Origin of the sequence: Pectobacterium odoriferum, assembly GCF_009931295.1 — a bacterium.
In the GTDB taxonomy this organism is placed as follows: Bacteria; Pseudomonadota; Gammaproteobacteria; order Enterobacterales; family Enterobacteriaceae; genus Pectobacterium; species Pectobacterium odoriferum.
The window spans coordinates 4,906,854-4,921,358 of sequence record NZ_CP034938.1 but is presented as its reverse complement, the minus strand read 5'-3'; the positions used below and the strand labels follow the sequence as shown (position 1 = coordinate 4,921,358).

The 14,505-nt window shown below is 51.9% G+C and carries 13 protein-coding genes; 7 read left to right on the top strand and 6 right to left on the bottom strand.

Annotated elements, in window-relative coordinates:
• The first annotated feature begins 2 nt into the window (after positions 1-2).
• From EO763_RS23340 to EO763_RS22255, 3 genes are all read left to right on the top strand, one after another.
• Positions 3-179 (top strand): hypothetical protein, encoded by a 177-nt coding sequence (locus EO763_RS23340; RefSeq protein ID WP_162847971.1) that lies wholly within the window; start codon positions 3-5, stop codon positions 177-179.
• Between the two features lie 147 nt (positions 180-326).
• The gene (gene hemN, locus EO763_RS22260; protein ID WP_161530263.1) at positions 327-1,700 is read left to right on the top strand and encodes an oxygen-independent coproporphyrinogen III oxidase; all 1,374 of its coding nucleotides are present in this window, start codon (positions 327-329) and stop codon (positions 1,698-1,700) included.
• Positions 1,701-1,759: 59 nt separating this feature from the next.
• Positions 1,760-2,008 carry a hypothetical protein gene (locus EO763_RS22255; RefSeq protein WP_161530262.1) on the top strand — a complete coding sequence of 83 codons (249 nt, stop codon included), beginning with the start codon at positions 1,760-1,762 and terminating at the stop codon, positions 2,006-2,008.
• Positions 2,009-2,062: 54 nt separating this feature from the next.
• Here the strand turns inward: EO763_RS22255 and EO763_RS22250 are convergent, their stop codons facing one another.
• The 4 genes from EO763_RS22250 to glnA all read right to left on the bottom strand — a co-directional run bounded on the left by EO763_RS22250 (position 2,063) and on the right by glnA (position 6,500).
• A complete protein-coding gene (locus EO763_RS22250) occupies positions 2,063-2,200 on the bottom strand; it encodes a YshB family small membrane protein (RefSeq protein WP_010281646.1) in 138 nt (45 codons plus the stop codon).
• A 143-nt stretch (positions 2,201-2,343) separates the two neighbouring features.
• Positions 2,344-3,756, bottom strand: coding sequence for a nitrogen regulation protein NR(I) (gene glnG, locus EO763_RS22245; protein WP_010298133.1), 1,413 nt, complete (start codon positions 3,754-3,756; stop codon positions 2,344-2,346).
• 7 nt (positions 3,757-3,763) lie between these two features.
• The gene (gene glnL, locus EO763_RS22240) at positions 3,764-4,813 is read right to left on the bottom strand and encodes a nitrogen regulation protein NR(II) (RefSeq protein WP_161530261.1); all 1,050 of its coding nucleotides are present in this window, start codon (positions 4,811-4,813) and stop codon (positions 3,764-3,766) included.
• Between the two features lie 277 nt (positions 4,814-5,090).
• Positions 5,091-6,500: a glutamate--ammonia ligase gene (gene glnA / locus EO763_RS22235; protein ID WP_010281651.1), complete on the bottom strand. Its 1,410-nt coding sequence runs from the start codon at positions 6,498-6,500 to the stop codon at positions 5,091-5,093.
• A 369-nt stretch (positions 6,501-6,869) separates the two neighbouring features.
• Here glnA and typA point away from each other — a divergent pair, with 369 nt between their 5' ends.
• The 4 genes from typA (at position 6,870) to fabY (ending at position 11,049) form a co-directional block, all read left to right on the top strand.
• Positions 6,870-8,693, top strand: a complete 1,824-nt coding sequence (typA, locus tag EO763_RS22230) for a ribosome-dependent GTPase TypA (protein WP_161530260.1) — start codon at positions 6,870-6,872, stop codon at positions 8,691-8,693.
• A 162-nt stretch (positions 8,694-8,855) separates the two neighbouring features.
• Positions 8,856-9,467 carry a glucose-1-phosphatase gene (gene yihX / locus EO763_RS22225; protein WP_161530259.1) on the top strand — a complete coding sequence of 204 codons (612 nt, stop codon included), beginning with the start codon at positions 8,856-8,858 and terminating at the stop codon, positions 9,465-9,467.
• A 64-nt stretch (positions 9,468-9,531) separates the two neighbouring features.
• Positions 9,532-9,969 carry a D-aminoacyl-tRNA deacylase gene (dtd, locus tag EO763_RS22220; protein ID WP_161530258.1) on the top strand — a complete coding sequence of 146 codons (438 nt, stop codon included), beginning with the start codon at positions 9,532-9,534 and terminating at the stop codon, positions 9,967-9,969.
• A 138-nt stretch (positions 9,970-10,107) separates the two neighbouring features.
• Entirely contained in the window at positions 10,108-11,049 is a 942-nt protein-coding gene (fabY, locus tag EO763_RS22215) for a fatty acid biosynthesis protein FabY (RefSeq protein WP_161530257.1), read from the top strand.
• A 216-nt stretch (positions 11,050-11,265) separates the two neighbouring features.
• On the opposite strand, the gene EO763_RS22210 is transcribed toward fabY, so the two are convergent.
• Positions 11,266-12,957 carry an AsmA family protein gene (locus EO763_RS22210; RefSeq protein WP_161530256.1) on the bottom strand — a complete coding sequence of 564 codons (1,692 nt, stop codon included), beginning with the start codon at positions 12,955-12,957 and terminating at the stop codon, positions 11,266-11,268.
• 157 nt (positions 12,958-13,114) lie between these two features.
• On the bottom strand, positions 13,115-14,503 hold the full coding sequence (locus tag EO763_RS22205) for a nucleobase:cation symporter-2 family protein (RefSeq protein ID WP_161530255.1): 1,389 nt from the start codon (positions 14,501-14,503) through the stop codon (positions 13,115-13,117).
• Positions 14,504-14,505: the final 2 nt, after the last annotated feature.

Sequence of the window (14,505 nt, the reverse complement as noted above, 5' to 3'; positions counted from 1 at the left end):
CAATGAAATGGCTGTTTCTGTTCCTGATATTGCTGGTTGCGTTTTATCTGCTCTGTCTGTTCAGTAAACTATGGCTATTGTCTAAGCGTAAGCACCGGTTGCATCGCGCCCTGTTTAACGGGCGCGTGAATCAGGTTCGACGCCTACGCCCAAGACAAAAACGCCGGGAGCGTTTTTGAACGTCACAAGGTGACGGCCCTTTAGGGCGAGTCTCAGGGATGAGACGAGTAGCAAAACGCCGGGAGCGTTTTTGAACGCCATTTTTTGGTGATCTGAAGGAGGGGAAGGATAACCCACCGAGTAAAAACTGGAAGGAGTGAGCGAATATGTCGATACCGTCCGTTGACTGGGATCTGGCCCTGATTCAAAAATATAACTATTCTGGGCCGCGTTATACGTCTTATCCCACAGCGTTAGAATTCAGTGAAGCTTACGATGAGCCTGCGTTTCAGCATGCCATCGCCCGTTATCCACAGCGACCGCTGTCGCTGTATATCCACATCCCTTTTTGCCATCGGCTGTGCTATTTCTGCGGCTGTAATAAGCTGGTTACGCGTCAGCAGCATAAAGCGGATGAATACCTTGATGTACTGGAGCTGGAAATTCGCCAGCGTGCGCCGCTATTCGTCGGACGAACAGTGACGCAATTGCATTGGGGTGGCGGTACACCAACCTACCTGAATAAAGTACAAATCAGTCGGCTGATGTCGCTGCTGCGCGAACTGTTCTCTTTTTCCGAGCAGGCTGAGCTGTCGCTTGAAGTCGATCCGCGAGAAATTGAGCTGGACGTCCTCGATCATCTGCGGGCTGAAGGGTTCAACCGCCTTAGCATGGGCGTGCAGGATTTTAATAAAGACGTTCAGAAACTGGTTAATCGTGAGCAGGATGAAGACTTTATTTTTGCTCTTATTGAGCGGGCAAAAGCGCTTGGCTTCACCTCAACCAATATTGATTTGATTTACGGCCTGCCGAAACAAACGCCGGAAAGTTTCGCCTTTACGCTACAGCGCGTTGCGGAATTAAACCCCCACCGGCTTAGCGTCTTTAACTATGCGCATTTACCCAGCCTGTTCGCGGCACAGCGCAAGATTAAAGAAGCGGATTTACCGAGCGCGGAACAAAAGCTGGATATTCTGCAACAGACGATTGGATCGCTGACGCAGTCGGGCTATCAGTTTATCGGTATGGATCACTTTGCTCGGCCGGACGATGAGCTGGCAGTAGCACAGCGAGAAGGGAAGCTGCATCGCAATTTCCAGGGCTATACGACGCAGGGCGATAGCGATCTTCTCGGTATGGGTGTGTCGGCGATTAGTATGATCGGTGATAGCTATGCTCAGAACCAGAAAGAGCTGAAGCAGTATTACGCGCAGGTTAAAGACCAGGGAAATGGCCTGTGGCGTGGGTTACAGCTGACGCGTGATGACTGTCTTCGCCGCGATGTGATTAAGACGCTCATTTGTAATTTCCAGCTCAGCTATGCGCCCATTGAAGCGGAATACGCTATCGATTTTAAAACCTACTTTGAGCAGGATTTAGCATTGCTGGCTCCGCTGGTGGCCGATGGGCTGGTTGATAGTCAGGAAGACGGGCTGGTGGTTACGCCGAAAGGACGGTTGCTGATCCGCAATATCTGTATGTGCTTTGATGTCTATCTACGTAACAAGCTCAGAACACAGCAATTTTCCCGCGTGATTTAACTGCTCGGAGAGGGGGGCTATCCTGAGTGGAGAAAAGGTTTTAATGACAAGGAGAGCGCATGTTTTCAGATAAAGAGATTGCCAGAGAATATCGGGATAAGGCACTTAACCTCGCGAACCTCATGTACAACGAGGTAAAAACATTACAGGGGAAAGTGCCTGAAGACGAACATAAGAAATTTCGCGGCATTGTTGGGAATGGCATTGTGGACGTATTCGATAAGCTGATTAAAGAGATTGAAGCGATGCATCCTGACCTGAAAGTGGCTGACATGCCAGCCTATGCGGACGCTGAAAAACGTAAATAGAAAAACAGCCAGTCGATGTTAGTACCGACTGGCTGTTCTTGAGCGTTTATAGGATCAACTAAAAAAGTTAATCAGTGCGGCACACAAAACGGCGGCAATAGCAGCCTGCGGCGAATGGCTTGCCGCGGAGCCAATTTCAGCGCCATGTGTTGCAACAGAAAGTGTTGCAGCGGAAATCAATGAGTCCAGCATGGTGTTCCTCCCGAATCAGCGACACGATCATACTGCTGACCCGAGGCAAGTAAAGTACAAATTAATGACAATTTCGTGCGCCAGATTGTATTTTTTATCACCAATTTGTTTGTTAACAATTGAGCAATAAAAAAGCAATCTTGCTACTCCATTCCCAGCTCTTTTAATTTACGCGTCAGGGTATTTCTGCCCCATCCCAGCAATCTTGCTGCTTCCTGTTTATGCCCCTGCGTATGCCGTAATGCTGTCGTAAGCAGCGTTCTTTCCATTTCCGGCTGTGCTTCCGCTAGCAGATTTTGATGACCGGAACGCAGCGCGCGATCGGCCCATTGTGCCAACAGCGTGGCCCAGCTGTCCGGCAGAATATGCACGGTGGAATCCGGTGCGGTGGTCTCGAACAGTTCAGGCGGCAAATCCTGAATCAGCACTTCCTGACCTGCGGCCATAACGGTCAACCAGCGACAGGTGTTTTCCAATTGGCGCACGTTGCCAGGCCACGGTAAACGGGTTAGCGCCGTTTCCGCTTCTGGATGTAGATTCTTCGGCTCGACGCCCAGTTCTTTGGCCGTAGCCTGCAAGAAATAACGCGCCAGACGGGGAATATCTTCCCGACGTTCGCGCAGCGGCGGTAGATGAACGCGGATCACATTGAGGCGGTGGAACAAATCCTCACGGAACTTGCCTTCCTGCACGCGTTGTTCAAGATTTTGGTGCGTTGCCGCGATAATGCGGACATCCACTTTCACTGCGGCATAGCCGCCAACGCGATAAAACTGTCCGTCTGCCAATACGCGCAATAGGCGTGTTTGTACGTCTAGCGGCATATCGCCGATTTCATCCAGAAACAGCGTACCGCCATCGGCTTGCTCAAAGCGGCCCTGACGAATCTGGTTCGCGCCTGTAAATGCGCCTTTTTCATGGCCGAACAGTTCTGATTCGATCAGATCTTTGGGAATGGCAGCCATATTCAGAGCGATAAAAGGGGCTTTGGTTCGCGGACTGTGGCGGTGCAGGGCGTGTGCTACCAGCTCTTTACCGGTTCCCGATTCGCCATTAATCAGTACGCTGATCGACGAGCGAGACAGGCGGCCGATGATGCGAAAGACATCCTGCATCGCGGGGGCTTCGCCGATAATGTCCGTTGTCGGGCCGTTGATCGGTTGGTTACGTACTGGTTGCTGCTGTTCCAGATAATGGCTGATTGCGCGCTCAACCAGCGCAACGGCTTCATCAATATCGAATGGTTTCGGCAAATAGTCGAACGCACCCTGTTGATAAGCGCTAACGGCGGCATCCAAATCGGAATGTGCCGTCATAATGATGACCGGGAGCATCGGGTGGCGCTGTTTGATTTGCTGTAAGAGCGCTAATCCATCCATCCCTGGCATACGGATGTCGGACAGCAGAACGTCGGGCGTTTGTGTCGCCAGCGCATGCAGTACCTGATTTCCGTTCTCAAACGTTGCACAGGTTAAACCCGCACCAGCAAGCGCGCGCTCAAGCACCCAACGGATGGAGCTATCGTCATCGACAATCCAGACTATCCCTCGTTGCATTGTAACCTCACTGGCGAATGGGCAGATAAACCGAGAATTCGGTGTGTCCTGGCCAACTGTTAAATTCAATTTTACCGGAGTGCTGGTCGATAAGGCTGCGGGCGATGGAAAGCCCTAAACCGGTGCCTCCTTCGCGTCCGCTCACCATCGGGTAAAACAGCGTGTCCTGTAGTTGAGCGGGTACGCCGGGGCCGTCATCTTCCACGTCAATACGTGCGGCGAGACGATAGCGCACACCGTGTAACGTGAGCTGAAAAGCTGTGCGGGTACGTATCGTAATCGTCCCGCCTTCCTCGCCCAGCGCCTGTAGTGCATTGCGGGTAATATTCAGCAGTACCTGTTCAATCTGATCGGGGTCGTGCGTCAGTTCCGGCAGGCTGGGGTCATAGTCTTTCACCAGCGTCACGTTATCGGGCTTTTCCAGAGAGACAAGCTGGCAAATGCGTTCAGCGACCTGATGGATGCTTTGGGTGACGTGCAGGCCGGGCTGCTGTGGCCCGAGCAGGCGATCAACCAGATTACGCAGGCGATCCGCCTGTTCGATAATGACCTTGGTGTATTCCGTCAACGCCGGATCGGGCAATGCTTTGGCAAGCAACTGTGCGGCGCCGCGCAATCCGCCAAGCGGATTTTTTATCTCATGGGCCAGGCCTCGGACCAAATCACGAGCGGCCTGCTGCTGCGCATGTTGAAGCTGTTCCTGACTGAGACGGCGCTGGTTATCCATCGGTGCCATTTCCAGTAGGATAAAATCGTTTTGTACCCGCTGAGCGGTGAGCGACATGATGTGCGCTTTGCCATCTACAACGATGGTGACTTCGTTATCCGTAAAACCTTGTCCTGAATCCAGACTTTCACGCAGTAAACCGATATTCAGAGAAAAATATCCCAGCAAATCGGGCAGCGGTGTGCCGGATAATTTACGCGAGCTTTGTGCCAGTAATTGCTGTGCTGCTGGGTTGGAATAGTGAATCGCCAGATCGTTATCCAGCAATAAGATGCTGTTTATCAGGGAATTTAGGATCTGCCCAGCATCGGGCAGCGTGCCTGTTGCCATAACGCAGACTCCCGCACCGTCACGGTGCATTGTAGTGTGGATGATGGATGTTACGTCGCAACGGCCAATGCCGATGGTGAAAAAAGCCCATCCGAAGATGGGCTGAAGCGTTTCCACGGCAACAAAAAATTTTCAGGAAAAATTTTTGACGTCGCCCTGCGACGGCCCCTACAGGGGTGATGGGCATGGATAGCCCATCACAAAAAAAATTCTTAGTATTCTGTTGTTTATCGGTCATGGTCGGGTATCAGCACACCCAACCACGCCGAAGTAGATATTAGACGCTGTAATACAGTTCGAACTCAACTGGGTGCGGCGTCATACGAACGCGGTCAATCTCAGATTTACGCAGTTCGATGTACGCTTCGATAGCGTCGTCGGTGAACACGCCACCACGGGTCAGGAACTCGCGGTCTTCGTTCAGTGCAGCCAGGGCCTCGTCCAGAGAACCTGCAACTTTTGGAATCTCTGCTTCTTCTTCTGGAGGCAGATCGTACAGGTTTTTATCCATCGCATCGCCAGGGTGGATTTTGTTGATGATGCCGTCGAGGCCAGCCATCAGCAGTGCAGCGAAGCACAGGTATGGGTTAGCTGCTGGATCCGGGAAGCGTGCTTCGATACGACGTGCTTTCGGGCTAGCGACCACTGGGATACGGATTGAAGCAGAGCGGTTACGGGCAGAGTAAGCCAGCATAACTGGGGCTTCGTAGCCTGGGACCAGACGCTTGTAGGAGTTAGTGGTCGGGTTCGCCAGGGCGTTGATGGCTTTAGCGTGCTTGATAACACCGCCGATGTAGAACAGCGCCATTTCAGACAGGCCGCCGTATTTGTCGCCAGCGAACAGGTTAGTGCCGTCTTTAGACAGAGACATGTGGCAGTGCATACCTGAACCGTTATCACCGAACATGGGTTTTGGCATGAAGGTCGCGGTTTTACCGTAGGCGTGAGCCACGTTATGCACGACATATTTGTAGATCTGAATTTCGTCAGCTTTTTTGGTCATGGTGTTGAAGCGGGTAGCCACTTCGTTCTGACCCGCGGTAGCCACTTCGTGGTGGTGAGCTTCAACAACCAGACCCATTTGCTCCATGGTCAGACACATAGCAGAACGGATGTCCTGTGATGAATCGACTGGTGGAACTGGGAAGTAGCCGCCTTTCAGACCTGGACGGTGACCTTTGTTACCGCCTTCGTATGCTTTACCGGAGTTCCAGTAAGCTTCGATGTCGTCGATAGCAACGTGAGAACCGGACGTGCTGCTGCCGAAACGGATGTCATCGAACAGGAAGAATTCTGGCTCAGGCCCGAACAGTACGGTATCGGCAATGCCGGAAGAACGCAGGAAATCTTCCGCACGTTTTGCGATAGAACGCGGGTCGCGGTCATAGCCTTGCATCGTGCCTGGCTCAAGGATGTCACAACGAATGATCAGTGTAGAATCTTCGAAGAACGGATCGATCATTGCGGTGCTGGCATCGGGCATCAGAACCATGTCTGACTCGTTAATACCTTTCCAGCCGCCAATCGAGGAACCATCAAACATTTTACCTTCTTCGAAGAAGTCGGCATTGACTTGATGAGCCGGAATGGTGACGTGCTGCTCTTTACCTTTAGTATCAGTGAAGCGTAAATCAACAAACTTCACTTCGTGCTCATTCAGCATCGTCAAAACATGTTCTGCGGACATACTTGGTTCTCCCGATTGGTCATTTATCGTCGTGGAACGAATATCGTTGTGGATTGATGTTGTTACCGTGAGTAGACTAAAGCTAAAAGTGTGCCAACTTTTTAAATGTGTGCAATGTGTTGCTCCTTGGGGCTTTCTCACGTAAACCCACTGCACCATTATAGTCTAAAGCACCAAAATGGTGCTCCATATGTGAATTATTGCACTTATTTGGTGCATTCATGTTCGCTTGTAGCGCTTTTGCACCGTGAAAGGGATCACAAAGCAGGCTGCTCTAGGTTGTTTATCATAGATGCTTGTGATCTTGTTTAGTCCCTCGATTAATACGTGTACAATAGCGCGCTATTTCTAAATGCCTGAGGCAAAGCTGTGATCGAAAATTTGCGTAACATCGCCATTATTGCGCACGTTGACCATGGGAAAACCACCCTGGTTGACAAGCTGTTGCAACAATCCGGAACGTTCGGTGAACGTGCCGAAGCAACCGAGCGTGTAATGGACTCCAACGATTTGGAGAAAGAGCGTGGAATTACCATCCTCGCAAAAAATACCGCCATTAATTGGAAAGACTACCGTATTAACATCGTAGATACCCCGGGACACGCCGACTTCGGCGGCGAGGTTGAGCGTGTAATGTCGATGGTTGACTCGGTACTGCTGGTTGTTGATGCGATGGATGGCCCGATGCCGCAAACGCGTTTCGTGACCAAAAAAGCATTTGCCAACGGTCTGAAGCCAATTGTGGTTATCAACAAAGTTGACCGTCCTGGTGCGCGTCCTGACTGGGTTGTCGATCAGGTATTCGACCTGTTTGTGAACCTGGATGCGACTGACGAGCAACTGGATTTCCCGATCATTTATGCTTCTGCGCTGAATGGTATCGCGGGTCTCGACCACACCGACATGGCGGAAGACATGACTCCGCTGTATCAGGCGATTGTCGATCACGTTTCCCCGCCTCAGGTTGAGATGGATGCGCCGTTCCAGATGCAGATCTCTCAGCTGGACTACAACAACTATGTTGGCGTTATCGGTATCGGCCGTATCAAGCGCGGTAAAGTTAAGCCTAACCAACAAGTCACTATTGTTGATAGCGAAGGCAAAACTCGTAACGGTAAAGTAGGTAAAGTTCTGACTCACCTGGGTCTGGAGCGTATCGACGCGACTGAAGCGGAAGCAGGCGATATCATCGCGATCACCGGTCTGGGCGAGCTGAACATTTCCGACACTATCTGCGATCCGCAGAATGTCGAAGCGCTGCCAGCACTGAGCGTCGATGAACCTACCGTTACCATGTTCTTCAACGTCAATACTTCACCATTCTGCGGTAAAGAAGGTAAGTATGTAACGTCGCGCCAGATTCTGGAGCGTCTGAACAAAGAGCTGGTGCACAACGTTGCTCTGCGCGTTGACGAAACCGAAGACGCTGATGCGTTCCGCGTTTCTGGCCGTGGTGAATTGCACCTGTCAGTTCTGATCGAAAACATGCGTCGTGAAGGCTTTGAACTGGCCGTATCACGTCCGAAAGTTATCAACCGCGTTATCGACGGTCGTAACCAAGAGCCGTTTGAAAACGTGACGCTGGACATCGAAGAACAGCACCAGGGTTCAGTCATGCAAGCCATGGGTGAGCGTAAGGGTGATGTGAAAGACATGATCCCAGATGGCAAGGGTCGTATCCGTCTGGATTACCTGATCCCAGCTCGCGGTCTGATCGGTTTCCGTACCGAATTCATGACCATGACGTCTGGTACCGGTCTGCTGTACTCCACGTTCAGCCACTACGATGACGTGCGTCTAGGTGAAATCGGTCAGCGTCAAAACGGCGTGCTGGTTTCCAACGGTCAAGGTAAAGCGGTCGCGTTTGCACTGTTCAGCCTGCAAGATCGCGGTAAGCTGTTCCTCGGACACGGTGCAGAAGTGTATGAAGGCCAGATCATCGGTATTCACTCACGTTCTAACGATCTGACAGTAAACTGTCTGACCGGTAAGAAACTGACCAACATGCGTGCATCGGGTACTGATGAAGCAACCACACTGGTTCCGGCGATCAAAATGTCTCTGGAACAAGCGCTGGAGTTCATTGATGACGACGAATTGGTTGAAGTTACGCCACAGTCTATCCGTATTCGTAAGCGTCACCTGACCGAAAACGATCGTAAACGCGCTAGCCGCGGCAGCAAAGACGTCTAATTTCAGACGGATTTGTCTTGTTACGCAACAGGGCACCTTCGGGTGCCCTGAATTTTATGCGCTTTCTTCCACTTTAACCTTTCCTTTATATTTCCTCTCTGTTCAGTTTCTCTATTTCCCGCTACAGTGAAAATCCTACGATTACGTCAGGAGGTCACTGCCATGCTGTATATCTTTGATTTAGGCAATGTCGTCATAGATATTGATTTCAATAGAGTATTGGGTGTCTGGAGTAATCTGAGCAGCGCGCCGCTCGCGACGTTGCAAGAGCGTTTTGTCATGGGCGAGGCGTTTGAACAGCATGAGCGGGGTGAGATCAGCGACGAGGAATTTGCCACCAGACTGTGCCAGGAAATGGGCATTGCCCTGAGCTTCGAACAATTCACCGCTGGCTGGCAGGCTATTTTTGTCGCGTTGCGTCCCGAGGTTATCGACATCATGCAGCGTTTGCGTCAGGAAGGGCATCGTGTGGTGATTCTGTCGAATACCAATCGCCTCCACTGTTCACACTGGCCTGCGCTATTCCCAGAAGTGGCGACGGCAGCCGACAGGCTCTATCTGTCACAAGAGATTGGATTACGTAAGCCAGAATTGGCGATTTATCAATATGTCCTGACAGAGGAGGACGTTCCGCCTGCGCAAGCCGTCTTTTTTGACGATAATGCCGCGAATGTCGATGCCGCACAAAGCCTGGGCATTCGCAGCATTTTGGTGACCGATCGTCAGGTAGTGCCGGATTTTTTCGCCATGCAGGCGACGACGACCAAAGCATGATTTATATCGCAGAGGCGGACATCGTCTCTATTGGGAATGATAACATCAGGAGTAGTCGGGTTTTATGATTGCGCTAATTCAGCGAGTATCCAGCGCCAGTGTTACGGTAGAAGGCAGTGTGGTTGGGGAAATCGATAAAGGTTTACTGATCTTGCTGGGCGTTGAGCAGGGCGATGACGAACAAAAAGCCACGCGACTCTGCGAACGCGTATTGGGTTACCGCATATTTGGTGACGATGACGGGAAAATGAATCTTAATGTTCGCCAGGCTGGCGGCAATGTGCTGGTGGTTTCACAGTTTACGCTCGTTGCCGATACGCAGCGTGGCATGCGCCCTGGATTTTCTCGCGGTGCGCATCCCTCAGAGGCCGATCGCCTCTATCAGTATTTTGTCGAACAGTGTCGTGAGCAAGGCGTTCACACGGAAACGGGGCAGTTTGCGGCGGATATGAAAGTGGCATTGGTGAATGACGGCCCGGTGACGTTCTGGCTACAGACATAGCGTTGTCGCGTCATAGGTCTGTAACGTCATGGTGTTGTAACGTGCTATTACCGTTGCCGTTCCGCGTATAAATTTGCTTCAACAGTCTGATTTCATGAACCCTGATGCAATGAGGCATCTCGGTATAGAGGAAGGGTTATGTATCATTTGAGAGTACCTGAAAGCGCGGAAGAACTGGATGCGTACTATCAATTTCGCTGGGAAATGCTGCGTAAACCTCTGCACCAGCCGCTGGGCTCCGAGCGTGATGCCTATGATGCTCTGGCACATCACCAAACTGTGGTGGATGAACAGGGAAGGCTGGTTGCGATTGGGCGTCTTTCTATCAATGCGGATAATGAAGCGGCAATCCGTTTTTTAGCCGTTCACCCCGACGTACGAGGGAAAGGGCTAGGAACGCTGCTTGCGATTACCCTGGAGTCTGTCGCGCGTCAGGAAGGCGTCAAGCGCGTGGTCTGTAGCGCTCGTGAAGACGCAATGGATTTTTTCTCCAAGCTGGGCTTTGTTAATCAGGGGGAGATCACCGCGCCACAAACCACACCCGTGCGGCACTTCCTGATGATTAAACCAGTAGCGACGTTGGATGATATTTTGCATCGCCCTGACTGGTGCGGACAGCTGCAGCAGGCCTGGTACGAGCACATTCCCCTGAGTGAAAAAATGGGCGTGCGGATAAGCCAGTACACCGGAAAGCAATTTATTACCACCATGCCTGAAACGGGCAACCAGAATCCGCATCATACGCTTTTTGCTGGCAGTATGTTTTCTCTCGCTACGCTCACTGGGTGGGGGTTAATCTGGCTATTGCTGCGTGAACGGCACCTCGGTGGAACGATCATTCTGGCGGATGCGCACATTCGTTACAGTATGCCAGTCAGTGGCCGACCGAACGCCATCGCTGATTTAGGGTCGCTGAGTGGCGATCTCGATCGTCTCGCGCGTGGGCGTAAGGCACGCGTGCAGCTCAATGTTGAGCTCTTCGGTGATGACAATAAAGGGGCGTTGTTCGAAGGGGTTTATATCGTGCTGCCTGCTCAACCGGATGCACCGCTGGAAGAGGGTGGGTCAGTAGTGGATTAACCCGCGGCTAAGCATTATGAGAGCCAAATGTTATGACTCTATTCCCATCAGTACATCACGCTGCATGTTAGCTAGCAGCATCTCGTGATAGCAAACCCCCATGACAGTCATACCCCGTGATTTTCACGGGGTTTATGATGCTGTTTCAGTACGCAACAACGTTGCGGATGTTTTGAAAGTTCTTATTTAAAAAAACGTATTTTGAAAACGTAATAATTACGGCGTTTCTGTCACGGTTCCCTGATGCATTTGCTGTCTGATTGGGTGGTCGCTACTATCCACACCTTGCAGCGTACCGCTTAGCGTCGGCTTAAGCGGTGTATCAGCGGCAAGTCGCCCATTCAACTGCAATTGCAGATTCGTATTGCCTGTCGGTGCGGTTGCCGGTTCTGGCCATCCCCAGCGCGTCAGAACATCCAGCGGTACAGCGCGTCCTGCCAGCGACAGGGAGAAATTGCGTGCCGGTTGCTGGTTGATCGTTGCCTTGGCCTCCAGCATGCCATTTTGCGTAAATGCGCTGAGTTCGTTAATGGCGATCTGGTTATCGTCGGCTACCAGTGCCATCGAAGGACGGCGCACATCGACTTTATTGAACGTCGCATCGCTGGCATTAAGATTTAACGAGCCTGTCCACATTCCCCACTGGTGGTTGCGAGCCAGCAGCAAATCGCTGCCGTAGCCATCCAATGCGGTTAGCTGGAAAGGGAAATCCGGGTTGATATCGATCAGCAGATTGCGGTTCGCCGTGAATTTTCGCACATTCACTTCTGCCAGCCATGATGGCAATGTTGCTTGCCAGCGCTGACGCCAGTCGCCGGGGAGCGTGTATTCCATTCCTGCGACAACAAATTCATTCAGCTGTAAACGGTGGTTACTACGCTGCCAGTTGCCGTTGGTTCGCAGCAACCCCCCTTCCCAGCGCGTAGAAAACTGCTTGATGTTAACGCCCGCTGGTGACAAATCCAGATTCACGATAGGGTCGATAAGGTGCATGTTGCCATTCACAATGTCGGTCGCATTGAATGACAGCGTTCCACCTTCGCTTTGCCAGTCATTCTGCTTAAACGTGACATTTTGCAGGGCAACATCGAGGTCGATAAACGCCCATCCAGGCCCTTCAATACGGGCATCAATCAGATCAAAGCGATCAACCGTAACAGAAGGCAGTTCGGTAACGGGTTGCCAGAAGGTCTCCGGCGTTCTTTGCGTTTGCAAACGAACATTGCTGAGCCGTAGGCTACCGATCTGCCAGCTGCCGTCTTCTGCGCGGCTGGCGTTGCCCGTTAGCTGCCCCTGAGCGACATCCGCGCCGAAATTGCTCAGAATCAACTGGTTGTGGTTGATTTCTCCCTGAACCAATACCTGACTGGCGGGGATATCGTTGAGTTCGAGTGAGCGTGCGCTGAGCTGGAACTGTCCCTGTTTACCCAGCAGATAGCCTGCCTCAGGCTGCCACGGCATCATTCCGCCGTTGATCTGTTGACCATTCAGACGCCAATCGCCGTCCTTTGCCTGCAACGTCATTGCACGCAGCTGTAGCACATCGGCTTCGATAGGGAGTGTGGCGGCCTGCGAGGAAAGGTTTAGCGTACCGCCTTCCAGTTCTAGGCTAGCGAAATGGTGTGGCTCGGTAATTTGACGGGCGCTAAATCCGGCTGAAATCTGCTTTGCAGTGAGTGTCGGTGGCTGATTTTTCTGGCCAAAACTGACATCGGTGAGTTGGATATGATCGGCTGTTGACCAGTCATGATTAATTTTGCCCAGTGACAACTGGTAGTCGGTATTTTGGTTTACCCAATTACTTACCCAGCCTGCCGTCCAACGGGTTTGCAATAATACGTATACGACTACTAGCGCTAAAGAGGCCAGCAGCAGTAGGGTCAGCAATAATTTCCCGATAAATTTCATCGTGTCAGTCCATGCCAATCGTCAGGGAGAACTGTTCTTATGCCGCAATTTCCCTGAAGGCTCAATAGGTAATGCTGTTACAGACAGTAAAAAGCGAGCGGTGTTGCATCACCGCTCGCTTTTACATGAACTGAACAGAAATTATTGCGGGCTGGCGCTATTTTTCTTCGTGTGGGAAGACGATATTCAACACGATTGCCGTAATCCCGCCAGCGGCGATACCGGAAGACAGTAATGTTTTAATCCAATCCGGAGCGAATTGCAGAATCAGCGGCTGCTGTGATACGCCAAGACCAACAGCCAATGACAGTGCAATAATCATGATCGCACGACGATTCAGTGGCTCACGGGACACAATCCGCACACCAGAAGCGGCGATCGTACCAAACATCACGATCGTGGCGCCGCCCAGAACGGGCTCTGGAATATGCTGCACAAATCCGCTAACGGCAGGGAACAGGCCCAGAGCGATCAGCATCAGTGAAACCACGAAGCCCACATAGCGACTGGCAACCCCAGTAAGCTGGATGACGCCGTTATTCTGGCCGAAGCAAGAGTTAGGGAAGGTATTGAATACAGCAGAAAGACACGAGTTCAGACCATTTGCCAGCACGCCGCCTTTTAAGCGTTTCATATACAGCGGGCCTCTGACCGGCTGCTCTGAAACGTCGGAGGTCGCGGTGATGTCACCGATGGTTTCTAACGATGTCACCATGAAAACCAGCATCAGCGGAATCAACAGGTTCCAGTCAAAGCCTAAACCGTAATACAGCGGCGTGGGCACCATAATAACCGTGTCGTTTTGAGCAGGCGCATTTTCCGGCAGCATTCCCATCAACCAGGCACCCAGATAACCCACCGCCATAGCAATCACCAGCGAGGCGACGCGCAGGTAAGGGTTACGCTGGCGGTTAAGCAGAATAATAACCAGCAACACCGCCCCCGCTAATAGTAAGTTCTTGGGTGCACCGAAGGTGTTATTACCCATTGCGGCATAGCCGCCGCCGATGGAGGTCAGGCCGACCTGAATCAGCGACAGGCCAATGATCATCACTACAATGCCGGAAACCAGCGGAGTAATGATTCGACGGGTTAAATGTAGGAAGCGTGAAAGAATGATTTCGGTGAAGGAAGCGACCATCAGCGTACCGAACAGGGCTGCCATCATCGTGGGAATATCCGCGCCGCCGTTTTTCAGCGCCAGTCCGCCCATAATCAGCGGCGTCACGAAGTTAAAGCTGGTGCCCTGAATCGACAGCAGACCAGAACCGACAGGGCCCCAGGTTTTAATTTGGAGAATAGAAGCCAGACCGGAAGCGAAAAGCGACATGCTGATGATGCGCTGCGTATCCTCAGCGGGTAAACCTAATGCCTGACAGATCAGTAGCGCGGGGGTAATCACCGCAACAAACATGGCAAGCAGGTGCTGACTGGCGGCGAACAGCGTTTGCGGCAGCGGCGGTCTGTCTTCAAGGCGATAGATGAGTTCACTGCGCTGAGGTGCGGCAGCCGCTTCTGTTTGGGACGTTTCCGTGGTGGTAGTCATGG